Origin of the sequence: Phyllobacterium sp., assembly GCF_037994425.1 — a bacterium.
In the GTDB taxonomy this organism is placed as follows: domain Bacteria; phylum Pseudomonadota; class Alphaproteobacteria; order Rhizobiales; family Rhizobiaceae; genus Phyllobacterium.
On record NZ_JBBNAM010000109.1, the window covers coordinates 1 to 22,441 of the forward strand.

The window sequence follows — 22,441 nt, forward strand, 5'->3', positions numbered from 1 at the left end:
GTGGCAAACGGGAATCTCGCCGACGAGAACAATGAGGCTGGAGCGGCGGCGCGCCTCGCCGGGGGTCGTCGTCATTGCACCATGATCGGTGAAGAGCGCAACTTCGCCAGCCAGGGTCTCGCCAAAAAGATGATCGTAGGCCCCGCCCAGTCGCTCAGCGAGCGCAATTGCACTACGCGTACCATGGACGTCTGCATCGATGGTGAAAACGGGACAGCGGCTTGATACCAGAAGCCTTGCAGCAATCTGTATCGCATCCATCAAGGGTACCGGCTGGCTGCCAATCCATGCAACCGACATATTCCGCAACTTTCTGGTGCCAAGGATAAGCTTAGCTACTTCTTTTTCGATTGTGAACCCTGACGCCAGGCAAAAATCACGCGATCAATCGTCGTATTTTACATAGGCGAAGCGCTGGTCCGTTTGCGGCGTTCCCTCCAGTGATCCCGCCTCCTTGCCGGGCTGCCATTGGACGACGCTTTCGATCTTTTTGGCGAGTTCGAAATCTTTGTCGGTCACACCTTTGGCCGCATGGTTCATCAAAAGGACCTCGACCCAGGCGTAGGACGCCTTAAGATCTGGGTGATGCCAGGCCGCCTCTGCCAAGTGCCCGATCGTGTTGATGACCATCAAGGTCGATTTCCAGTTGTGGGTCTTGTATTTGCGGCGGATCCAGCCGTTCTCATAGCGCCAGTGTGGCAGTTCCTGCTTGAGCCTTTCGACAATTTCGCTTTCCGAATAGACGCGCTCCTTGGCCTTCGATTCATCAGTCATTCGCATAACTCCCTTATTTCGTCGCGCATCCTGCTTGCGCCCGGTTCGAAAGACGATATCATAGCGCAGGGCCCGATTTTTGAGATTGTGTAAAGAATAAGCAAATGTCGGAATCCGTCACTATCAAAGTCCCGGCCCGCCTGCATCTTGGCTTTCTCGACATACCCCGCTCGGTCGACGATCGGTTTGGAAGCATTGGCTTACCGATCGAAGATATTGCAACGATACTGACTATTTCCCGTGCGGCTGAGACCCATGTCATCGGTGACGAACAGGCGCGGATCAATCAGCACCTCGACACATTGTGTGTGCATCTCGGTATCAAGGGGCACCACAGGATCAGCGTACAACAGACAATCGCGTGCCACATCGGCCTTGGTTCCGGCACGCAGATTGCCCTTGCGGTTTCGGCCGCATTGCGCACCCTTTATGGCCTGCCGCTTGATCCTGCCAATGATGCGATCCTTCTCAAGCGCGGTTCGCGCTCGGGGATCGGGATTGCCGCGTTCGAAGAGGGCGGCGTCATCATCGATGCGGGAAAAGGTCAAACTGATCGGGCTCCGACGGTCGTTGCCCGGTTTAGATTTCCCCGCGCCTGGCGGATCATTCTTGTATTCGACCAATCGGGGCAAGGCATTCACGGCGAGGCCGAGCTTGAGGCCTTCCGCATGCTTCCTCCCTTCCCTGTCGCAACCTCCGCATCGATCGCGCGCAATGTTTTGCTTAGTATCATGCCGGCATTGCTGGACAAGGATCTTGGCGCCTTCGCCCGCGGCGTTGAAGCCATCCAGAGCGAGATCGGCAGCTATTTCGCGCCGGCCCAGGGGGGCGTATTCACGAGCCGTAAGGTCGAGGCAACACTTCACCGGCTTGCCGATGCAGGAGCCCTCGGCATAGGGCAAAGTTCCTGGGGGCCGACCGGTTTTGCCTTCGCGCCGACACAGGCCGAGGCAGAACGCATCGTTGGCGCGATCGGCGGGCGCACGCCCGGCACGACGATCCGCATCGTTGCCGGCAGGAATGCGGGCGCAGAGATCACGCACAGCGCTCTCAATCTCGCCAGGGCTTGAATTCATGGGCGCCACAGCCAGAAAGGAGCGGGCAAGATGAGCCGCAAAACGATCCTTCACATGCTGACACCGCTTCGGCACATGAGTCCGTTCGACGTCAATATGGCGCTCGATGCCGGCTATGACGCCGCCATTCCTTATACGGACGTCAGCCTCTGCGATGTCGGAAACCTCGTTCAGGATGCGATCTTTTCGCGTCCACCCGACGCGGGCGTGGCAACCGGAATTTTCATCGCCGGCAAGGATGCCCCCCTCGCCCTCGACATGCTCGATGCGGCAAAGCAAGCTATGGTGCCGCCGTTCGAGGTCTCGGTCTTTGCCGACCCAGCAGGCTCGTTCACGACGGCGGCAGCCATGGTCGCCAAAGTAGAAAAGGCGCTGGTCAAACATCATGATCGCGGCCTCGCCGGCACCGCCGTCGCGGTGTTCGGCGCGACCGGCGTCGTCGGCTACTGCACCGCCGTCATCGCTGCCAGCGAGGGTGCCAGCGTCACCATCGTCGGACATGACGGTATCGATCGCGTCACCGCGATCGCGGCTTCCATCAAGGAGCGCTTCGACGTGACAGTTGAACCCGCAGACGGTTCGACAGAGGCCCATAAATCGGCAATCGTGCGTGGAACCGAAGTGGTGCTCGCCGCCGCTAAGGCCGGCGTGCAGGTCCTGTCGAGAGCGCAACTCGGATCGGCGGGCGGGCTGCTTGTCGCCGCCGACGTGAATGCGGTGCCACCGCCCGGCATCGAAGGGCTCAAGGTCAATGCCAATGGCGAACCGCTCGATGCGACACAGGCTGTCGGCATTGGTCCGCTCTCCATCGGCAACGTCAAATACAAGACGCAGGCTGGTCTGTTCGAACAGATGATCAAGGCCAGGAAGCCCGTCATCTTTGATTTCCGGGACGCTTTCACACTTGCTCGCGACCTTGCCAAATAATGCCGCGGTCCTGATTGCGGCGATTTCCGGGCGCTCGCTGGCGGCCGCCGCGCGCCGCGCCGGCTTGCGACCGCTCATTGCTGATCTTTTTAACGATGCCGATACGCTCAAGCTTGCGGAACGGGCGGTGAAACTCTCCGGCAGCCTTGAGGCCGGCATTGATCCGCATGCGATCGTCGAAACGCTTGCCCGTCTTGCCGGCGACGATGATCCCGTCGCCTTCCTTTACGGTTCGGGCTTTGAGCGCCGACCCGAGATGATTGAGGCGATCTCGAAGCGGTTTGTGGTTGCCGGCAATGATGCGGCAACGATCCGGCGGGTGAAGGGCCCCGCGCAACTTGCGAGCCTGTGCCGTGAACTTGCCATTCCACATCCGGAAATCCGCTTCGAGCGTCCGCTGGATGCCACCGGTTGGCTGACAAAGCTTGGCGGTGGTGCCGGCGGATCGCATGTCAAGCGAGCAAATGGCCATGCGGTGGGCAACGAATCCTATTTCCAGCGTTTTGTGAAGGGGAAGAACCTGTCTGCGCTTTTCCTCGCAAACGGCATTTCAGCCCATATCGTCGGATTCAGCCGGCAGTGGCCGTCTGCGCATCGGGGAGCGCCCTTTCGCTATGGTGGCGCGGTCCGGCTCTGCCGCTACGACCGAGGACGGGCGGCTGATGCCGAAGCCTGGCTCTGTGCCCTGACGCAACGAGCGGGCCTCGTTGGCCTGTGCAGCGCTGATTTCATCGAAAGTGAGCGCGGCCTCACCCTTATCGAGATCAACCCGCGTCCGGGCGCAACACTGGATATCTTCGACAGTGAGGCGACGCCGCTGATCCGCGAACATGTGCGCGCGGTGGCGGGCGCGGCCATTTCAGTGCCGACTTATGGTGGGTCGGCCGCTTCGGCAATCGCCTATGCCAGAAGGCCAATCAGGGTGTTTCCGCCGGTCGCCTGGCCGGCAATGACGGCCGATCACCAGATGCCCGGAACTGCACTCGATGCCGGGGATCCGGTCTGTACGGTGTTTGCCTCGGCGTCTTCGGCAAGAGCTGCCGAACGGGCCGTAAAGAAGAGCGTCAGGGCATTGGCGATGAATTGGGAGGAGGATTTCGCATGAGGGACGGTCATGCCTATCTCAACAGGAATGCGCAACGGATCACCGAGGCGATGATCGATGACGCCGACCGGCTCGGGATCAGCCATAGCCGCGGCAGTCTTGGTGAACATTTGATTGACGCCGGGGCGCAGACGCGTGGCGGCATCGAGGCGGGCTTGCGCATCGTCGAAATCTGCATGGGTGGACTTGGCACGGTGTCGGCGGGCCTTGACCGTAGTTTGGCCAAATGGCCCTATTCGGTCGACGTGCGTTCATCGCAGCCGGTTCTCGCCTGCCTTGCCAGCCAATATGCCGGATGGAATCTTTCCCACGAGAAATACTTCGCCATGGGCTCGGGGCCCGTGCGGGCTCTTGCTCGGGTCGAGCCCCTTTTTGCGGATATCGACTACCGCGAACCTGATGCGCAATCGTCGGTGGTGATGCTGGAAACCGCAACGCCACCTCCTACAGAAATTGTCGAGAAAGTATCGAAAGCCACGAACCTCGATCCTTCGCAGCTGACCTTCATCTATGCGCCGACACAAAGCCTGACCGGGTCTATGCAGATCGTTGGCCGTGTGCTGGAAGTTGCCCTGCATAAGGCCCACGACCTGAAATTCCCGCTCGATGCCATTGTGGATGGCGCGGGGCGGGCACCGATACCGGCCCCACATCCGGACTTTCTCAAGGCCATGGGCCGCACCAATGACGCCATTATCTACGGCGGTATCGTCCAGCTCTACGTTCGCGGCAGTTCGCAAGCAGCGCGTGAGCTTGCCGAGCAATTGCCGAGCCACCGCTCACGCGATTACGGACAGCCCTTTGCCGAGATATTCAAGGCTTTCAAGGGTGACTTCTACGCGATTGATCCGCACCTCTTCAGCCCCGCTGAGGTCATCGTCACGGCAGTCGAAACCGGCGATACCTTTCGCAGCGGCAGCCGCAACGAAGCAATGCTCGAGCAATCCCTGGGATGAGACGACAATCAATGGCAGAAACGATCCTGATCCTATCCGACCGCGCCGATCGGCAGGTAAGGCAATTGCAATCTTCGCTCGAACGCCTCGGATTCAGCGTATTGGCATTGCATCTTGCCGACATCGCCTTCGATACCCGCTTTGCCTCGGGTATGGCGATTCCGGGCATGGATGGCGCCCTGCCTGCTGGCGTCATTGTTCGCTCTGTTTCGTCCGGTTCGTTCGAGGCCATTACCCGCCGGCTCGGCATCCTGCATGCCCTTGCCGAAAGTGGCGTTGCGGTGTGGAACTCGGCAAAGGCCATTGAGCGGTGCGTCGATAAATCGACGACGACATTTCTCCTGGCGCATGCGGGCCTGCCGACACCGCACACGTTTGCCGTCGAAACCCTCGCCCATGCACGCGAGGTTGCCCAACGCGAACTCGGCCATGGTCCATTGGTGCTCAAACCGTTGTTCGGATCGCAAGGCAAGGGACTTCGCCTGATAAGGACTGTTGACGACCTGCCGGCACCGCAAGATGTCGATGACGTTTATTACCTCCAGCGTTACGTTGCGCACGCTGGACCCCCCTTTAGTGATTACCGGATATTCACCTGCGCCGGTGAAGTGCTCGGCATGATGGCGCGCCGCGCCGAGAGCTGGGTCACCAACATGGCCAAGGGCGCAAAAGCCGAACCGGTCGTTGGACCCGTGCGCCAGATGCTGGAAAGCCTGGCGCTCGCCGCATCGGCGGCAATCGGAACCGATTTTGCCGGCATCGACATCGTACCCGCCGCAGACGGGCGCCTGCTCGTACTTGAGGTCAACAGCATGCCGGCCTGGACCGGCCTGCAATCGGTCGTGCCGGTGCGCATCGCCGATCACGTCGCCAGCGCCCTTGCGGCCCGCATCGCGCCTGCGCTCGATGAAAGACCTGCGGCGTGACCTCGAGACGCGAACTTATAAGACGGGCCTATATCGACGCCTGCTATCATGAAATCGATGCGCTCAAACCCGGAAATGTGCACCGCTTCGCCGATGGTCACAATATGAAGGCAGCCGAGTTCTTTGACAGCGCGCAGGCATCGTCCGCGGCAATAGCAGATCCGGCCCTTTGCATTGGCGAGCGTATCCTTGCCGCCGTCTGGGCGACGCGTGAGAAGGTTGGGACCAACACCAATCTCGGCATTGTTCTCTTATGTGCACCTTTGGCAAAAGCAGCAGAAAGCGGCGGTTTGGATCTGCGCCTTGCCCTCAATGCCATACTCGATGGTCTTGACATCGAGGATGCCCGCCAGGCGTTCGCGGCAATCGTTCTGGCGCAGCCGGGCGGCCTCGGTTCTGCTCGAAGGCACGATGTCGCCAACAAGCCCGAGGTCACGCTTCTAGAAGCGATGCGCGAAGCGGCGAACCGGGACATGATTGCCTGTCAATACGCCACCGGTTTTGCCGATATCTTCGAGGGAGGCTTTGCTGCCCACGATGCGGCGATAAAACGCGGTGAAGAGAAGATGTGGCCGGTCGTTTTCGTCTATCTCCACTACCTTTCCGCATTTGCCGACAGCCACATCGTGCGCAAATTCGGCAAGAGGCGGGCGGAGAAAACTCGCAGGCAAGCCGCAGCGATCCTCGAGCGCGTCAAAGCCCTCACCAAGGGGACGGAGCGGGAAAAACTCCTCCTCGCGTTTGACGCCGAGCTCAAGAATGATGGCATTAATCCTGGAACGTCCGCGGACCTCACCGTTGCAACCCTTTTTGCGCTACAACTCAACTTGGTCTTGCATATTCGCCAGGTAAATGATTGAATTTCGTTAGTGGATTTCATCCGCTGCTATCTGGCCAACCGACCCCCAACTCAAGGGTGCTGCGAACAAGGATAGCTGTCCATCGAGCGTCGTGTCTCGAGGTGCGGCATCTTTGGACGAACCATTTGGGACCGCTATAGGGAGGAAATAGGCTGTGGCGAAAATCAACAAAGTTATGGTTGGCGAGTCGCTGATTGGCGACGGAAATGAAGTTGCGCATATCGATCTTTTGATCGGGCCGCGTGGCAGCGCCGTTGAGACGGCATTCTGCAATGCGTTGACGAACAACAAGGATGGTTTCACCTCCCTTCTTGCCGTTATCGCTCCCAATCTTGCGTGCAAGCCGAACACGATCCTGTTCAACAAAGTGACGATCAAGGGCGCCAAGCAGGCGGTCCAGATGTTCGGACCGGCACAGCACGCTGTCGCCAAGGCGGTTCAGGATAGCGTTGCGGACGGAACGATTCCGGCGGACGAGGCCGACGATATCTTCATCTGCGTCGGCGTTTTCATCCACTGGGAGGCAGAAAGCGACGCGAAGATCCAGGACTTCAACTATCGCGCCACCAAGGAAGCAATCCAGCGTGCAGTAACGGGCAAGCCAACGGCTGCGGAAGCAACCGCCCAGCGCGATTCCGTTAAGCATCCGTTCAGCGCTTAGACAAGAGACAACCCCGCACAGAGCGCGCCCTCTGTCGAACCGGATGGCCTGCTGCGCCGGTTGGCAAAACTCTTGGGCTTTTAAGGTTTCGAGGAAGAGGAATTCCCTCTTCCTCGAACGTTCCATGATTGTTCAACTGCTCTTCATCACCGATGCGATCGCCGCCGCGGCGAGCGCACCGTTGTGGAGCGATGTGGCGACAAGCGCCCCCTCTATCCCCATGGTCTCGAGCTGCTTCAGGTCGCCGCTATTGCGAATACCGCCTGCGGCGATGACAGCCCGATTACCGGCACGGCGCTTAATGTCGTCCAGCCGATCGAAGTCGGGGCCCGAATCTGCGCCGACGCGGCCAAGTGTCATGACAATGATCCTGGAGGGCCAGTTTTGTGCGTCAGCAAGGATTGCTTCAGGGCCGACAAACGCCTCGCCGCGAAAATCGAGCGACAAAACGGTGCGCGAGTAAAGGCCGGTGGCCTGAAACAGATCCATATCGCTCTGGGACTCCGAGCCAAGCACCGGAACAATTCCATCGATTTCCAGCGCCTGATCAACGTCGTTTCTGGTGCAGAACCCCGCATCAAGCCAGATGTCCGATTGTCCGAGTGCTGATTGCAGCTGTGAAGTAAGGTGAAGCGGCCGGTGGTGCCTTCCTATTGCATCAAGATCGGCAACGTAGAAGGTGGGAAACGGATAAAGCGAAAGGATGCCCCTGGTGACGTCGCCTATCTCAGCGGTGGGGCTCAGCGGCGTCTGTATGGGGTGATAGTTACCACGGTTGCCCATGTGTGCGCGAACAACGCGCCCGTCTTTTATGTCGAGGACCGGAATGATATGCACAGGGTCGTTTCCACGTGATGAGAGCACCATGAAATCCCGATTTGCCAACGAAGGAAAGCCCCTGGTCACCGGCTGGGATCTGGGCGGCGCACATCTCAAGCAGGCAAAATGCCTCAACGGCGAGATCGTCTCGGCAACGATCATGAAGACGCCCCTGTGGCTCGGCGTCGACCAGTTGCGTCAAGCCCTGCGTGAGATGGGTCCGCTGCGGGTGGCGGGAAGCGTCAACGTCTTCACGATGACCGGCGAACTCTCCGATACGTTTGCCTCGCGCGATGCCGGGATTGCCGGATTGATCGATCTTATCGAAGCGGAATTCGGCAGCAAAGACACGCTCATCTATGCCGGCCGGGCGGGCTTTTGCGATGTTTCGACCGCGCGTGGTCTTGGCCGCGACATCGCCTCGGCCAATTGGCACGCCAGCGCATCGCTCAGCGCGAAGCTCAAGGATACGGGTCTCTTCATCGATATGGGCTCGACCACCACCGACATTCTTGCCTTCAAGGCGGGCCAGGTTGCCAATGAAGGCTATAGCGACGCCGAGCGGCTTTTGACGGGCGAGTTGGTCTATACGGGGTCTGCCCGCTCGGCGCTTATCGGCATCGCCGCACTGGTTCCGGTGCAAGGACGGCTGACGCCGTTAATGAACGAATATTTCGCCAATACTGCTGATCTCGGGCGGATATTAGGGACACTGGATGAGGCAGATGACAAGTATCCCGCCGCGGACCGTCAGGCAAAATCTGTAGCGGGCTCTATCGCGCGTCTGGCGCGAATGGTTGGCCGCGACAGTGCCGACCTCGAAATCGACGAATGGATTGATATAACCCGCTGGTTCAGCGAGCACCAGTTGCGCATGATCCATGACGGTGCCTTTCGCGTGGCGCGCGGGATCGCCGCTGATCGGCTCGCGCCCGTCGTCGGCGCGGGTATCGGACGGCCGCAGATCAAGCGTCTCGCCGCACGCCTCGAACGGCCCTACCTGGATTTCGGGTCTCTCATCCCCGCCACCGATGCGGCGCGCGATGATGCGAGCAAGGCAGCGCCTGCTGCTGCCGTGGCCCTCCTCGGCTCCCTGCATCTTGGTCAACTTTTTGATCAGCCATGATGGTGCTCATGGTGCACGGCATTCTTGCCCTTTGCATCGGCAGCATCGCGGTGATCTTTTACCCGCGCAATCAGCCACGACCACGCCTCTTGTTCATCCGGTCCGGCCGTCTTTTCGATCGCAATCGAAAGATAGGCGATCTCCGCATCGATCTTTTCGGCTGGCAGCATGTGCAGCCGACTGACCAAAATCGCAAGTTCCAGTATCGCCGCCTTGGCGCGGTTGAGACCCGTGAAGGGCGCATGCGTTTCCTCCGAGACGATTTCGCAAAGGTGCTGCGGCCGCCGCCCATCGTCATTGACCGCAACGACCTTAAGAACCGAATGGCTGAGCGCAGACTCAAGACGGGGTACCTGACAACCCTTCACGGGAACGGTGGGCCAATCCTTTCTTCCCGTAAGGCATCCGGCAAACACCAGCATGTCATCGGTATAGTTCGCGATGGCATAGGGGATTGCCGAAAGGTTCTCCAGTGTCTTCGACGGGCGGAACGGCGCGATGATCCATTTGTCGCCCTCCTCGATGATCCCGAGCGGAGCGATGTGCACCGTCCCCTGCTTGTCGATTGTCGTTACGATGGTTTCCCTGATGTAGGTCATGGCGCCACATCCTTCTTTGTCCGCAACGTGTGCCCGGCCTCGGCCAACCTCGTGCGATCCTCCTGTTTCTCGGGCGCGGCGACACCCCATGCAAGGGGCTCGTCCTGCGCATAGCGCTTGCCGAGTTTCCAGGCGATTTCCGCCTTCGTCAGCTCCGCGCCGAGATAGAATGCGTGCGCGCCGTCAGTCTCAACGCCGAGCTCGGGAAAAAGTTCGAAGACATCGTGTGCTCTCCGGTGGCCCTTGCCGTTGAAGATATGAACACCATCGGGCGCCGTCATGATGCGAAAATTGGCATCGCGAACATCCGCCGCCAGCATGTCTATGTCTTCGATGCTGTGTGGATAGGGTTTGCGGTCATGGATCTGCAACAGCCCGGCATCGTAGCCACGCGGCAGGGCATGATCGCTTTTGGCCGCAAACATGACGCGGCGGGCCCGATCATGCTCCTCGACAGTGCGAACCGTATGCGGGCTGACATTGACGACGAGGACGTTTTGTATCGAAAGTTCGGAGCAAAGTCCGGCAAGCAGTGCTGTAACCCCTGAGGAATCAGCGTCGGTGAGTTCGGTGAGGTTACCTGTCCCCATCATCATGGGAATGTGCGGCCAACGCCTTCGTGCTTCGATGAAGCGGGCAAGGGAAGCAGCAAAGCCGAAATGAACCGGGTCGAGCACCGGATCGGCAATGAAGGAAATACCTGCCGCCTCGGCCGCATCAACAGCCCGGCCGAGCGAATCGAGATCCCCGGGCGATGCCGGAATGAGAATGGGTGTCGCGCCGTATTTCACGAAAAGGCCGATCGTCTCCTCGGTCAGGCTGAGCAGATAGTCGGCACCAGCCGCAGCGCCGGTCCTAAGTTCTTCAAGACTGGCCGAATCAACGCTTACCTGAAGGCCTTTTGCCTTCAGGCTGGCAACAGCTTCGCCAAGATGCGGAAAGGGCGTTTGCGGCAGGCAGCCCAGATCGATCACATCGGCGCCGGCGGCAGCGAGTTTCTCGGCACGCTTAACGAGCGCGTCCAGGCTCAGCGCCGAAGCATCGACGATCTCGGCAAAGATACGCATGTCGTGTCTCGAAAGATCGACCGGCTTGCCGACCCTGCCGAGGAAGACGGGAAGATCGGCCACTTCATCCGGTCCACGGACAAAGGGCACGCCGAACCTGTCGGTCAACCGCTGCAGATCGCCGCGATAGCGCCCCGGCAGGATCACGCGTTCGGCAACGAGGGGCGGCTTCAGGCGACGTGAAATGATCTCTTCCGTCATCAGGGCGGCGACCTTCACGCCGATATCAACAATCTCATAGGAAAAGGCCGTCTCCTTAAGGTCCTCGAGAACCCGCTCCAGTCGCGAGCGCGCAAGATGCCCGGTCAGGAACAGCAGGTGCTCAGCCATCACCGGCGATCTCCCGTTGGCGCTGCGCGATGATGGTTTTTAGTTCAGCCAGCGATTCGACGACCTTGGTACGCGGATATGCCTTGAGACGATCGGTGTTTTCAAGGTCGATTGGCCGTGGATAGACCTTGACCATGCCGCCCGGCGCCATGGTTTCCAGTTCCGGCGCGGTGTCGCAGGCAAAGACGATCGAGGGTACGCGGCATTTTCCGGCCTGGGCGTAGACATTGGTCGGGAGTGAATCCGATATGCCGGCAACGCATTTGGCCACCGTGTTCGACGTTGCAGGCGCGATCACCGCCGTGTGGTAGACCCCATGGTAGAATCCGCCGATCGGAATGGAACTTGCCGTCTTGTCGTGCAGCACACGCATCGTTTCGGGAAACGCAAGCTTCAGCCCGTACATGCGCAGCACTTCATTGGCCGCCTTCGATAAGAATATGTCGCAATGCTCGAGCGTGCCGATCAGTTCGAAGCTTTCGATGAAGAAATGGCCCGAGCCGGTAAGGGCCCAGGCCCAGCGCGGCGTATGAAGTCGTGTCATCGAGCACCCATTTCTTCGGCGATTCTGCGCCGCATGATCCGGTGTCCGGGGATCGTTGCCAAGGGCCAATTCAATTTTGCCAGCGCTTGCGGCCCGGCGACGTAAAGTTCGGTGTCCCGCGCAAGCATCTCGGGCAGCATCGCATCGACAATTCTCGCATCGGCAAGATCGGTGACGGTTGAACAGTGGCGATGTTCATCGGTCTGCTTGATGAGAAGGAGGGATTTTGCGCCAAGTTGTCGCGCCAGCCAGGCGGCGAGCGAGTCTGAGGTCACATCCCAGGAACAGGCAATATCCGGCGCGCCAATGGTCATGGTCGAAGGCAGCCAGACAGGAACAAGGCCGGCAGCGAGCACGTGCCTGATTTCGCCTTCTGTCCGGGCGCGTTGCAGCCGCGCGGCGCGCTCTTCAAGCACGATGCCGAATTGGTCCATGGCAAGGATCGCCATGGCGTGTGCCGCATCATCCGAGATGCCGAGCTGCTTTTGTGCCAGCCTCACCTGATCAGCAAATGGGCCGCCGCCGGGAACGACGACGAGTGGCAGAGCCGCGCTTGCCAAGGCGTCGATCCAGCGCTGCATTTGCGCCTTTCCCGCTGTGCTTCCCCCGAGCTTCACGACGAGTGGTTTCATGAAGAGGCGCCTTTCCTGCCTCCATGCGCGCGCACCTCGTCGGTCTTGCTCGGCGTTTGCCTTGCCCTGGCCGAATTTCTCACATCGTTCTTGCGCTCAATCTCGACGCCGACGCCGCCCGGCCCGATTTCAAGTTTCTCGGCCCGCACGACGACACGGGTCACGCGTGGATTGTCCAAAACGAACGCAGCCACCTGCTCGGCCAGGGTCTCGGCAAGTTCGACATGTCCCTGCGCGACAATCGTCCGAATGCCGTCCATGATGAGGTCGTAGGAAACGACATGGCGCATGTCCTCGGGATTGCGTGTCACACGCAGCACATCGGCTGTCACATCGAAGCGGACCTTCTGGCTCTTTCCGTGTTCGAAACTATAGGCGCCGATATGGACGGGAAGGACGAAGTCCCGGACGAAGATCTTGTCTGTACCAAGCCCCGCTTCAGCGGGATCAGGAAAATAGCCGCGCGCGGCGAGCAGTTTGTAGTCGACACCGGGCGGTGCGCGCAGCCCCTCCGTTTCCGGAATGAGGCCGCGTATTCTTGCCGTCGCCTGCGCATCGACAGGAGAGTTGCGGCTGAGCCCGGCACACAAGGCACCACGAAAGCCGAGAAAATCCGGCTTGAAGGCAAGAAGCCGTGGAACATCGGGCGCCTCGAGCGATCCTGCAACACCGCATATCAGTGCGTTAGCATGGCACCCCTTGATGAAATGGCCGATTTGATCCGGCGTCATGTGGTCGAGCAGGCGGCCCGCAGCCTTGTCGGCCGTGTCGATCATCACGCCGTAGAAGCCGGCCGCCGCCAGTTTCTCGACGAGATTGTCGTCGTACGCATCAATGTGATCGGCAAAGAGAACGGCGATCAATTTTCCGTGCTTTGCGAGCGGCTTCAACACCTCGATGCAGGCATCGAGCTGGGCGTTGGGAAAGAGCCCGACCTTGAGATAATCAACACCGGTTGCGGCAACGTCCTCGACTGCGCGGCGGATGGTGTCCGGATGCATCGGCAGATCGCCACATGCAGCGCTCAGCGGCCGGCGCCCGGCGATATAGTCTTTTACTTCCAATAATTTGGATAGTTCTACGGCACCGAGTGCGCCGTTTGCCGGGTCCTTGAGGTCGATAATATCAGCCCCATTCAGGAAGACGATCTCGGCTTCCTGGCGGTCCCTCACGCTGGCCAACATCTCCGTCATAGCGCGGCTCCTGAACGGACGCACACCCCATCAACGGCGGCGCGAGAAAAGCTGACACGATGGGTTGAGATTTTAACAGGCTTGTTTAAAAACACTCTGGGCACCTCTGTTCTTAAGCGACCGCCATGATGCGAATGGCGGCAAATCTGAATGGTATGGATCATGAAGAGTTTGGTGCCAAACACTCTTGTGTTTTTATTCGGCTTTTTTTTGCTCTTCGTCAACGTCCCTGCCTTGTGCGCGCAGGAGACACAATCCGATCAATCAGCAAAACCGACGGTGGATGTGCGCATCGGTTACTTGCGCGCATATGAGCCGCAACTGGCGCTCTCGGTGCTCGACATACCACCGCGCGACGAAGGCATAGCCGGCGCCAATGTCGCCATCAATGACAACAATACAACGGGCAAGTTCGTCGGCCAGTCCTTCGCCCTCGATGTCACGCAGACCAAGCTCGAGGCCGATGTGGTCCAAAGTTTCAAGGAGATGCTTGCACGCGGCGACCGCTTTATCCTGACGGACATTTCGGCCAGGCAACTCATTTCAATCGCTGACCTTGCAAAGGAGAACGGCGCGATTCTCTTTAATGTCGGTGCAACCGACGACGCCCTGCGGGAAGAGGAGTGCCGCGCCAATGTGTTCCACACGGCGCCCACACGCTCGATGCTCGCCGACGGCCTTGCGCAATATCTCGTGTGGAAGCAGTGGCGCAAGTGGGTGCTGCTTTACGGCTCCCACGATCGTGACAAGCTCTATGCCGATGCCATCCGGCGCGCCGCAACGCGGTTCGGTGCAACCATCGTCGAGGAGAGGCTTTACGAGGACAAGGGCACAGCCCGAAGGACCGATACCGGCGTCATCCAGGTGCAGAAACAGATGCCGGTCTTCACCCAGAACCTGCCTGAACACGACGTCGTGATCGTTGCAGACGAAAGCGAAGTCTTCGGCAGCTATGTACCCTATCGAACGTGGACACCGCGCCCGGTGGCGGGCACCGCCGGTCTCGTGGCCTCAAGCTGGCACCCTGCCAGTGAACAGTGGGGGGGGTCGCAAATCCAGAACCGTTTCGCCAAGACGACGGGTCGCCGGATGCTGTCAAAGGACATGCAGGCCTGGACTGCGGTGCGCATTCTTGGCGAAGCGGTCACTCGCACCAAGGGCAATGACCCCAAAATGGTCGAGGACTACATCAAGTCGGATGGTTTTTCGATTGCGGCGTTCAAGGGGCAGAAGCTGACCTTCCGCAATTGGAACTGGCAATTGCGTCAGCCGGTTCTGATCGGCGATGGCCACGGGGTGGTGTCAACGTCGCCGCAGGAAGGCTTCCTGCATCAATTCTCCGAGCTCGACACGCTCGGCATCGACAGGCCGGAGACCAAGTGTAAATTGAACTGAATTGGAATATGGGAGGACTGAATGCGACGACCTTTATGCCTTTTCGCCGCGGTCGCGGCACTGCCCTTGTTTGCGGGGCAATGCCTGGCGAACATGGTTTACGTTTCAAACGAGAAGGACAACACCGTAACCGTCGTCGATTCTACCTCGATGGAAGTGGTCAAGACGCTCGAAGTCGGGCAAAGACCGCGTGGCATTACCATCTCGCAGGATGGCAAGTTCGTCTATGTCTGCGCCAGTGACGATGACACGGTCGAAATCATCGACACCGCGTCAGGGGAAATCGTGGGATCGCTGCCATCGGGTCCGGATCCAGAGCTCTTCGTCCTCTCTCCGGACGGCAAAACCCTCTACATCGCCAATGAAGACGACAATCTCGTTACTGTGATCGACGTTGAGGGCAAGAATGTCATCTCCGAAATACCCGTTGGCGTTGAGCCGGAAGGTATGGGCGTCAGCCCTGACGGCAAGACCATCGTCAACACGTCGGAAACGACAAACATGGCGCATTTCATCGATACGACCAGCCATGAAATCACCGACAATGTGCTCGTCGACGCACGCCCGCGCTTTGCTCAGTTCAAGCCCGACGGTTCCGAGGTCTGGGTTTCAGCTGAAGTCGGCGGCACCGTGTCTGTCATTGACAACGCCAAACGTGAGGTTACGCACAAGATCACCTTCGAGATCCAGGGCCTGCGGTCGGAACAGATCCAGCCGGTCGGCATCCGCATTACCGCTGACGGCAAGAAAGCCTATGTGGCGCTCGGCCCGGCCAATCGCGTGGCGGTGATCAACACCGAGACCTACGAGGTGGAGAAATATATTCTGGTTGGCCAGCGCGTATGGCAGCTGGCGTTCACCCCTGATGGCAAGAACATCATCAGCACCAACGGACTTTCGAATGACATCACCTTCATCGATACGGCGACGGACGAGCCGATAAAGTCGGTCACCGTCGGGCAATTGCCCTGGGGTGTGGTGGTGGCGCCGAACTAAAGATGACAAGCAGCACGGGAGCAAAAGCATGAAAGAACTGAAGACGGTCGCCCTCGCGGCGTTTCTCGGCATCGTGGTCGCACAATCGTTCGCGTTTGCCCAGGCCGATGATGACGATGACGATCAGGCCGCATCCAAGCCCAAGGCGCAAATGCAGGCCAAGGCACCCCAAGTCACGCGTGCGAGCAAGAATGTTCCGGAATTGATCCTCGGCTCGAAGTCCGACGACTTTGCCGTCAACCAGAAGGATTTCGAGCTCGTTGCCGGACAGGGCTACCGCTGGAAAATCACCTCGGCCGCCGGGTTCGAATACAAGTTCTTCACCGATCTGTTCCGCAATGTCTGGATGAACCAGATCGTCATCAACGACCTCGAAGTTCATATGAACGGCGCGCCGGCCTGGCTCGAATTCGATTCGCCAGGGACAATCAACGTTCAATTCACCGCCGTGCGGCCGGGTGAATATACCTGGTCGATTCCCGACCTTGCCGACAAGGGAATGAAGGGTAAGATTACGGTCAAGTAGAGCGATATCGCATGCGGCACCAAGGGTGGAGCTCGATGGGTACAAATGCCGGACTGAACACTATCGAAGGCAAAGCCTTGCCGGAAGCCAATGTTCCGGCACTGGAACTGACGTCGGTGAGTTACGCCTATGGCAAACGGCAAGCGCTGGATGACATATCCTTCTCGATTGCACCCGGGCGCTTCGCCGTCCTGCTTGGCTTGAATGGAGCAGGCAAGACGACGCTGTTTTCGTTGATCAGCCACCTCTTTGCTACCCGCAACGGGCGCATCCAAGTCTTCGGACACGATATAAATCGCAAGCCGGGCGATGCGCTGCGGCGCCTGGGGATCGTTTTCCAGGCCCGGACCCTCGACCTTGACCTGTCCGTACACCAGAACCTGTCCTATCATGCCGCTCTGCACGGCATCGGGGCACGACAGGCAAACCAGCGCATCAACGAACTGCTCATGTCGATCGACATGAGCGATCGCCTGCACGAGAAGGCGCGCAGCCTTTCCGGCGGTCAGATCCGCCGCGTCGAAATCGTGCGCGCCCTTCTGCACCAGCCGTCGCTGCTGCTTCTCGACGAGGCAACGGTCGGCCTCGACATCAAGTCGCGCGCGACGATCCTCTCCGACATCCGCAAGCTCGTCCATGACGAGGGCATCAGCGTCCTTTGGGCGACACACCTCATCGATGAAGTCAGCCACGCCGACCAGGTGCTCGTCCTTGATCGCGGCAAGCTCGTCGCCAATGGCGCCGTGCATGACGTTGTCAAACGGGCGGGGGCAGAGACCATCAATGAAGCCTTCTCGCGGCTTACGGGCATCGTAACCCTTTCACCGGGCCATAAATCATGACCGACATGGCCGGTAACGTTCCCCTTCCCCGCCTGGCGGCGCGCAAGCGCTTCGGCCTGATGCAATATCTCGTCTGCCTCAAAGGAATTCTTGTCCGCGAGGGCCTTCGCTATCTCAATCAGCGGGAGCGTTTCATTTCCTCCCTGGTGCGGCCGCTCCTGTGGCTGTTTATCTTCGCGGCCGGCTTTCGCCAGGTCCTCGGCGTCTCGATCATCCCGCCCTATCAGACCTATGTGCTTTATGAGGTCTATATCACACCCGGGCTTTGCGGCATGATCCTCCTGTTCAGCGGCATGCAATCATCCCTGTCGATGGTCTATGACCGCGAGATGGGCAATATGCGCACCCTTCTCGTCAGCCCCTTTCCGCGCTGGTTTCTTCTCGTGTCCAAACTTTTAGCTGGTGTCGCCGTTTCGATTACGCAGGTCTATGCTTTCCTGTTCATTGCCTGGTTCTGGGGCGTGAAGGCGCCGCCGATCGGCTATGTTCTCATCCTTCCTGCCCTCTTCCTTTCCGGCATGATGCTTGGCGCGCTCGGCATGCTGCTTTCGTCGGTTGTCAAGCAGCTCGAGAATTTCGCCGGCATCATGAACTTCGTCATCTTCCCGATGTATTTCGCCTCATCCGCACTTTATCCACTGTGGCGCGTGCAGGAGGCAAGCCCGCTGCTTTTCAGAATCTGTCAGATGAATCCCTTTACCTATGCCGTCGAGCTGGTGCGCTTTGCCTTCTACGGGCAGGTGGAATGGACATCGCTCGCCGTCGTGTGCGGCTTTGCGCTCGCCTTCATGACCGGGGCAATTATTGCCTATGACCCATCGCGAGGGCTCGTCATTCGCAAGCAGGACGGAGGAAACACGTGAGAAAAGCGCGAAACATCGCCCTTTCGGCAACGATGCTCTTTCCATTTATCTTTCCGCTGCCGGTTCAGGCTGCGCAAGGCAACGATCCGGACTGGCCTTGCGTCCAGCGCAAGGTCCCCGAGCTTTCGATCGGCCAGGTGTGGAACGGGCCGCAGCTACCCGAAGCCGCCAATAATTGGGCCAATGATCAGGCGATCGAAGATCTGATCAGTGACATTGCCGCCCGCCGCAACCCGCTCGATGTGGCGCAGAAAAAGATCGTCGCATTTTCGGCCGGTCTTCCCAAGGGCGAGGCGAACGACAAATTGTTCCAGGTTTTTCAAGGCGTCTTCGACACGCTGAACCGCGAACGCGAACAGGTGATTTCCGGCATTTCGCGCTATGCCGGCCGACAGCGCGACATGGCGGAGGATCTGCGCAAGGAAGCCGCCGTGGTCGATGCAATGCGCGCCAAACCCGATGCCGATCCGGAAGAACTCGACCGACAGGAGGAGCGGTTGAAATGGGAAACGCGCATCTTTGAAGAACGCGTACAGTCCCTGTCCTACGTCTGCGAGGTTCCGACCATCATCGAGCAGCGGCTTTACGGCCTGGCGAAGACCATCAGTCAGTCATTGGTCAAGCCATAGGCTCGGTGACCCTGCCGATGCGCCGGTAGGTAAACGTATCCGGGTTGCCGTCCGAGGTCTTGGTCTTGACCGCGTCGTTGATGAGCGCACCCATACGCGCATGCAGCGGCGACTTGATGCAGGCAGGATCGGTTGCCGCGGCATCGCCTGCAATCGCCAGGGCCTGACACCGGCAACCGCCCCAATCGATCTCACGGCGCTCGCAACTGCGACACGGCTCCTGCATCCAGTCGGTGCCGCGAAAGGCATTGAAGGCGGAAGATTCGTGCCAGATTCGGCTCAGACTCCAATCGCCAAAGCGCTCGAAATCAAGGGTTTTGATGGTGGCGGCCGCGTGGCAAGGCAGGACCGTGCCGTCCGGCGCCACCATGAAGGCATCGCGGGCCCACCCACCCATGCAAGGCTTCGGATATATCGCGAAATAGTCGGGCGTGACGAAATCGATGGTCATGATCCCGCGCAACCGTTCTTGTGCCGCCTCAACGACCTCGACCTGGCGTTCAACCGCTTCCCGCTCCGGCATCAGCGCATTGCGGTTCACGAGCGCCCAGCCGGCATATTGCACATTGGCAATTTCGAGCCGCTCGGCACCCAGCGATAACGCAAGATCAATGAAGTCCGGTACCTCTTGCATATTGTGCCGATGAATTGGCGCGTTGATGGTCAAAGGCAGGCCCGCAGCACGGATACGCCGCGCCGTTTCAAGCTTTTTCTCATGGGCGCCGCGCGCATTGCCGATCTTTTCCGTCGTCGCGGCGAAGGCGCCCTGGAAACTGAGCTGGACATGATCAAGTCCTGCCTCGACAAAGGCTTCAACGCGGCCTTCGGCAATCCCGACGCCGGCCGTGATCAGATTTGTATAGACGCCCCGCCGCGAAAGGCACGCAATGAGATCGGCAAGATCGGCCCGCAGGGTCGGCTCGCCGCCGGAAAGGTGAACCTGAAGCACACCGAGGTCGGCTGCCTGTTCGAAAAGCGCGATCCAGCCTTGCGTGTCCATCTCGCGGTTGGCCTTGAGCAATTCGACCGGGTTGGAACAATAGGCGCATTGCAGCGGACAACGGTGCGTCAATTCCGCGAGCATGCCGATCGGGGGTAGAACGGGTTGCGTCATAGCGTCACCAGAAATTTGTCGGACCACTCCTGCAGAAAGCCGGTTACATCCGGCGCAATTTCCGCTTCGTCCGCTCCGTATTGGTCGCCAAGAAGGGCGATCATCTCAGCCACGGTATGGCGCCCGTCGCACAGGCGAAGGATATCGAGGCTGACCTCGTTGGGCCAGAACACCCGCTCGGGCGAAAGCAGGGCCCACGCTGCACGCACTCTATCATATTGTAGCCGGACGTGCCGCTTCAGGACCGGTCTTGAGTTAATGGACACGAGCGAGCGGACACGGGTCGTTGCGATCATGGCATCTCCGGATCGAAGGCGCCCGGCGGGATATGTCCTGCCTCGCCATAGGCGTACGCCAAAGCGTCGAGCATCGCCCAAAGGACATCGCATTTGAAAACCAGCGCATCGATGACAGTCTGCTGCTTTTCGGCAGTATCGGCGTGCCGCATGACATAGCCCAGGGCAAAGTCGGAATCACGCGATGCCTGCGTCGGGCGCTTGTCGAAATAGGCGAGGATTTCCGGCGTGACGTAGTCGTACTTGGCCAGCATGGCCGGTACGCGTTCACCAATGATGACCGGCGAGAAGAGCTCGGTCAGCGACGAGGCCACGGCCTCGAGCAGCGTGCGGTTGGTGCAGAACGACAGGTAGGCACCCACGGCAAAGCGCGTGGCCGGCAGCGCCAGCCGCTGGCCTTTTACCTTTTCCGCATCAAGGCCGAGCCCCGTCGCAAGCTTCAGCCAGCGGGCGATACCCCCGTTCCAGCCGTCGCTGCCATCATGATCTTCGATACGTTTGCGCCACTCGGCGCGAAATTCCGGATCCTCGGCCCGCGCGATGATCATCGCATCCTTGCGCGGTATGACCGCCTGATAGCAGTAGCGATTGAGCGCCCAGGCCTGGATTTGCGGCTTCGTCAGCGCGCCGCCGGTCATCTGGTGGTGGAAGGGATGACGATTGTGATAGCGCGCCGCACCGACCTCGCGCAGGACCTTCTCGAGCTCTTCAGGCGAAAGGCGGCCATGCGCCGCATTGCTGAAATCGGTCAAAGCCTTACCTCCATCCCGTCATGGGCGACTTCCCACCCCGCTTCCTCGACCCCGGCACGTTCCGCGGAGGCTTCATCGAGAACAGGATTTGTATTGTTGATGTGGATATAGATCCGCCGTTTGATACCAAGATTGGCAAGTGCGTCCATCGAACCCGAAGGGCCGGACATATGCATATGCCCCATGCGGGCGCCGGTTTTTGTGCCGACACCTGCCGTGATCATTTCGTCGTCGGTGAAGAGGGTTCCGTCAAAGAGCAGGCAATCGGCATTAGACAACCGACGTCTCAGGCCCGGATCGACAGCAGCACAGCCCGGAACATAGTAGGCGGCCTGCCGCGTATCGGGCGATGATATCCTAAGGCCGATCGTATCACCTTTCTCGGTGCCGAAACCTTGCGCGGCCAAGTCCGGATCCTCCAGAAAAAGCGCGACCTTGCCAGGAACAGCAAAGGCTTCGACAACGAGCCCGGTTGGCTTGCCGTCGGCGTCGCCGATCCGCGTCGGCTCATCAAGCACAAGTGTGCGCCTTTTGACGATTGAAGGGTCAAGCACGTTAAATACCGAGTTGCTTGCAAGCACGTCAAGGATGCGTGCCGAGGCATAGATGGCGAAGGGTTCGCGTTCGCGCAGACTGAGCAGGCCGGCAATATGGTCCACATCGGCATTTGTCAGGACGACGGCGCGAATTGGTGTGGAGCGCATCGGTCCTGAAGCATCCGGCTGAAGTTCAGGCGTTGCTGCGATCTGCTGGCGGATATCAGGGGACGCGTTGAACAGTACCCAATCCATGCCATTTGCGCTGGCGGCGAGACTGGACTGGGTTCGCTGACGAAGATTTGCGCCGCCGCTGCGCGCGCCTCGAGACAATCGATAGTTGCAATTCCATTGCGGAAATCCGCCGCCTGCAGCTGAACCGATGATCTTCAAACGCATTGCAGGCACACATCCTCACGCCCGGAGGTGAGGGTCATGACCCAATCTCCAGTATCCTATTGAACCATAAGGCCGCCCCACGCTTAAGAGAGTGCGTGGGGCGAGAGGTATGTGGCTATTTCTTGGCCTTCAGTTCCGCTGGCAGGTACCGCGAAAGTTCCATGCCTGCAGCAACTTGGCACATGACTGGCTTTGTCCAGGTCTTCTTCATGCTTTCCTCCTTCTCACATCAAAGATCATTTCCCGATCTTTCTCCGGCATCATACGCCATTATGGCGCAGGATTGAAATTAGTAAGGTTCATTTCTTCGTGTGGCCTGCTTGGCGGCAATCCAGCCGTCGGTGCCCAAGGGATACCAAATCACTGATTTGTATCCCCATTCCACCGCCCTTTTGGCGGCGTTCCACGACATCCAGCAGTTTTCCATACAATAGAAAATCACCTTCCTGTTGATGTCATCCCCGAGTTGAGACCTTAGGCCCTTGCGAAAATAGGCTT

The 22,441-nt window shown here is 59.3% G+C and carries 26 protein-coding genes and 2 pseudogenes; 14 read left to right on the forward strand and 14 right to left on the reverse strand.

Annotation, left to right across the window (positions count from 1 at the left end):
* Nucleotides 1-300 (reverse strand): annotated as a pseudogene (locus AAAB35_RS07860) (tungsten formylmethanofuran dehydrogenase); the annotation flags it as partial.
* Between the two features lie 84 nt (nucleotides 301-384).
* Nucleotides 385-774, reverse strand: a complete 390-nt coding sequence (locus AAAB35_RS07865) for a 4a-hydroxytetrahydrobiopterin dehydratase (RefSeq protein ID WP_340667667.1) — start codon at nucleotides 772-774, stop codon at nucleotides 385-387.
* Between the two features lie 104 nt (nucleotides 775-878).
* On the opposite strand from AAAB35_RS07865, the gene AAAB35_RS07870 reads away from it, so the two are divergent.
* From AAAB35_RS07870 to fae, 7 genes are all read left to right on the forward strand, one after another.
* A complete protein-coding gene (locus AAAB35_RS07870; protein WP_340667668.1) occupies nucleotides 879-1,844 on the forward strand; it encodes a beta-ribofuranosylaminobenzene 5'-phosphate synthase family protein in 966 nt (321 codons plus the stop codon).
* A gap of 36 nt (nucleotides 1,845-1,880) precedes the next feature.
* Nucleotides 1,881-2,777 carry an NAD(P)-dependent methylenetetrahydromethanopterin dehydrogenase gene (locus AAAB35_RS07875; protein WP_340667669.1) on the forward strand — a complete coding sequence of 299 codons (897 nt, stop codon included), beginning with the start codon at nucleotides 1,881-1,883 and terminating at the stop codon, nucleotides 2,775-2,777.
* Nucleotides 2,755-3,882, forward strand: coding sequence for an ATP-grasp domain-containing protein (locus AAAB35_RS07880; RefSeq protein ID WP_340667670.1), 1,128 nt, complete (start codon nucleotides 2,755-2,757; stop codon nucleotides 3,880-3,882). Before AAAB35_RS07875 ends, AAAB35_RS07880 begins: the two co-directional genes overlap by 23 nt.
* A complete protein-coding gene (gene mch / locus AAAB35_RS07885; RefSeq protein ID WP_340667671.1) occupies nucleotides 3,879-4,838 on the forward strand; it encodes a methenyltetrahydromethanopterin cyclohydrolase in 960 nt (319 codons plus the stop codon). Before AAAB35_RS07880 ends, mch begins: the two co-directional genes overlap by 4 nt.
* Nucleotides 4,839-4,849: 11 nt before the next feature.
* Entirely contained in the window at nucleotides 4,850-5,764 is a 915-nt protein-coding gene (locus AAAB35_RS07890) for a RimK family alpha-L-glutamate ligase (protein WP_340667672.1), read from the forward strand.
* Nucleotides 5,761-6,624 (forward strand): triphosphoribosyl-dephospho-CoA synthase, encoded by an 864-nt coding sequence (locus AAAB35_RS07895; RefSeq protein ID WP_340667673.1) that lies wholly within the window; start codon nucleotides 5,761-5,763, stop codon nucleotides 6,622-6,624. Before AAAB35_RS07890 ends, AAAB35_RS07895 begins: the two co-directional genes overlap by 4 nt.
* A gap of 154 nt (nucleotides 6,625-6,778) precedes the next feature.
* Nucleotides 6,779-7,285, forward strand: a complete 507-nt coding sequence (gene fae / locus AAAB35_RS07900) for a formaldehyde-activating enzyme (RefSeq protein WP_340667674.1) — start codon at nucleotides 6,779-6,781, stop codon at nucleotides 7,283-7,285.
* Nucleotides 7,286-7,417: 132 nt separating this feature from the next.
* Here the strand turns inward: fae and AAAB35_RS07905 are convergent, their stop codons facing one another.
* Nucleotides 7,418-8,122 (reverse strand): HisA/HisF-related TIM barrel protein, encoded by a 705-nt coding sequence (locus AAAB35_RS07905; RefSeq protein WP_340667675.1) that lies wholly within the window; start codon nucleotides 8,120-8,122, stop codon nucleotides 7,418-7,420.
* A gap of 28 nt (nucleotides 8,123-8,150) precedes the next feature.
* Between AAAB35_RS07905 and AAAB35_RS07910 the strand changes: the two genes are divergently transcribed.
* Nucleotides 8,151-9,230, forward strand: a complete 1,080-nt coding sequence (locus AAAB35_RS07910) for a hydantoinase/oxoprolinase family protein (protein WP_340667676.1) — start codon at nucleotides 8,151-8,153, stop codon at nucleotides 9,228-9,230.
* Here the strand turns inward: AAAB35_RS07910 and AAAB35_RS07915 are convergent.
* From AAAB35_RS07915 to AAAB35_RS07935, 5 genes are read right to left on the reverse strand one after another with little or no spacing between them, the layout of a single operon-like run.
* Nucleotides 9,221-9,829 (reverse strand): DUF447 domain-containing protein, encoded by a 609-nt coding sequence (locus tag AAAB35_RS07915; RefSeq protein ID WP_340667677.1) that lies wholly within the window; start codon nucleotides 9,827-9,829, stop codon nucleotides 9,221-9,223. The genes AAAB35_RS07910 and AAAB35_RS07915 overlap by 10 nt on opposite strands.
* Complete coding sequence (locus tag AAAB35_RS07920) at nucleotides 9,826-11,226, reverse strand: DUF6513 domain-containing protein (RefSeq protein ID WP_340667678.1); 1,401 nt, start codon at nucleotides 11,224-11,226, stop codon at nucleotides 9,826-9,828. The genes AAAB35_RS07915 and AAAB35_RS07920 overlap by 4 nt, the downstream gene beginning before the upstream one ends.
* Nucleotides 11,219-11,770, reverse strand: a complete 552-nt coding sequence (locus tag AAAB35_RS07925; RefSeq protein WP_340667679.1) for a flavoprotein — start codon at nucleotides 11,768-11,770, stop codon at nucleotides 11,219-11,221. Before AAAB35_RS07925 ends, AAAB35_RS07920 begins: the two co-directional genes overlap by 8 nt.
* Complete coding sequence (locus AAAB35_RS07930) at nucleotides 11,767-12,402, reverse strand: dihydroneopterin aldolase (protein ID WP_340667680.1); 636 nt, start codon at nucleotides 12,400-12,402, stop codon at nucleotides 11,767-11,769. The genes AAAB35_RS07925 and AAAB35_RS07930 overlap by 4 nt, the downstream gene beginning before the upstream one ends.
* Nucleotides 12,399-13,595 carry a (5-formylfuran-3-yl)methyl phosphate synthase gene (locus tag AAAB35_RS07935; RefSeq protein ID WP_340667682.1) on the reverse strand — a complete coding sequence of 399 codons (1,197 nt, stop codon included), beginning with the start codon at nucleotides 13,593-13,595 and terminating at the stop codon, nucleotides 12,399-12,401. Before AAAB35_RS07935 ends, AAAB35_RS07930 begins: the two co-directional genes overlap by 4 nt.
* A 174-nt stretch (nucleotides 13,596-13,769) precedes the next feature.
* On the opposite strand from AAAB35_RS07935, the gene AAAB35_RS07940 reads away from it, so the two are divergent.
* The 6 genes from AAAB35_RS07940 to AAAB35_RS07965 are packed head-to-tail and all read left to right on the forward strand — an operon-like array spanning nucleotide 13,770 to nucleotide 18,846.
* A complete protein-coding gene (locus AAAB35_RS07940; RefSeq protein WP_340667684.1) occupies nucleotides 13,770-14,990 on the forward strand; it encodes an ABC transporter substrate-binding protein in 1,221 nt (406 codons plus the stop codon).
* Between the two features lie 21 nt (nucleotides 14,991-15,011).
* Nucleotides 15,012-15,986, forward strand: a complete 975-nt coding sequence (locus tag AAAB35_RS07945; RefSeq protein ID WP_340667685.1) for a YVTN family beta-propeller repeat protein — start codon at nucleotides 15,012-15,014, stop codon at nucleotides 15,984-15,986.
* 28 nt (nucleotides 15,987-16,014) lie between these two features.
* Nucleotides 16,015-16,512: a hypothetical protein gene (locus AAAB35_RS07950; protein WP_340667687.1), complete on the forward strand. Its 498-nt coding sequence runs from the start codon at nucleotides 16,015-16,017 to the stop codon at nucleotides 16,510-16,512.
* Nucleotides 16,513-16,547: 35 nt separating this feature from the next.
* On the forward strand, nucleotides 16,548-17,354 hold the full coding sequence (locus tag AAAB35_RS07955; RefSeq protein ID WP_340667689.1) for an ABC transporter ATP-binding protein: 807 nt from the start codon (nucleotides 16,548-16,550) through the stop codon (nucleotides 17,352-17,354).
* 5 nt (nucleotides 17,355-17,359) lie between these two features.
* Complete coding sequence (locus AAAB35_RS07960; RefSeq protein ID WP_340667697.1) at nucleotides 17,360-18,217, forward strand: ABC transporter permease; 858 nt, start codon at nucleotides 17,360-17,362, stop codon at nucleotides 18,215-18,217.
* A complete protein-coding gene (locus AAAB35_RS07965) occupies nucleotides 18,214-18,846 on the forward strand; it encodes a hypothetical protein (RefSeq protein ID WP_340667691.1) in 633 nt (210 codons plus the stop codon). Before AAAB35_RS07960 ends, AAAB35_RS07965 begins: the two co-directional genes overlap by 4 nt.
* Here the strand turns inward: AAAB35_RS07965 and pqqE are convergent.
* The 6 genes and pseudogenes from pqqE to AAAB35_RS07995 all read right to left on the reverse strand — a co-directional run.
* On the reverse strand, nucleotides 18,836-19,960 hold the full coding sequence (gene pqqE / locus AAAB35_RS07970) for a pyrroloquinoline quinone biosynthesis protein PqqE (protein ID WP_340667692.1): 1,125 nt from the start codon (nucleotides 19,958-19,960) through the stop codon (nucleotides 18,836-18,838). The genes AAAB35_RS07965 and pqqE overlap by 11 nt on opposite strands.
* Complete coding sequence (pqqD, locus tag AAAB35_RS07975; protein ID WP_340667693.1) at nucleotides 19,957-20,256, reverse strand: pyrroloquinoline quinone biosynthesis peptide chaperone PqqD; 300 nt, start codon at nucleotides 20,254-20,256, stop codon at nucleotides 19,957-19,959. The genes pqqE and pqqD overlap by 4 nt, the downstream gene beginning before the upstream one ends.
* Nucleotides 20,253-21,008 carry a pyrroloquinoline-quinone synthase PqqC gene (gene pqqC, locus AAAB35_RS07980; RefSeq protein WP_340667694.1) on the reverse strand — a complete coding sequence of 252 codons (756 nt, stop codon included), beginning with the start codon at nucleotides 21,006-21,008 and terminating at the stop codon, nucleotides 20,253-20,255. Before pqqC ends, pqqD begins: the two co-directional genes overlap by 4 nt.
* Nucleotides 21,005-21,943: a pyrroloquinoline quinone biosynthesis protein PqqB gene (gene pqqB, locus AAAB35_RS07985; RefSeq protein WP_340667695.1), complete on the reverse strand. Its 939-nt coding sequence runs from the start codon at nucleotides 21,941-21,943 to the stop codon at nucleotides 21,005-21,007. The genes pqqC and pqqB overlap by 4 nt, the downstream gene beginning before the upstream one ends.
* A 115-nt stretch (nucleotides 21,944-22,058) precedes the next feature.
* Nucleotides 22,059-22,154 carry a pyrroloquinoline quinone precursor peptide PqqA gene (locus tag AAAB35_RS07990; protein WP_113280421.1) on the reverse strand — a complete coding sequence of 32 codons (96 nt, stop codon included), beginning with the start codon at nucleotides 22,152-22,154 and terminating at the stop codon, nucleotides 22,059-22,061.
* 78 nt (nucleotides 22,155-22,232) lie between these two features.
* Nucleotides 22,233-22,441, reverse strand: a pseudogene (locus tag AAAB35_RS07995) (PQQ-dependent catabolism-associated CXXCW motif protein); the annotation flags it as partial.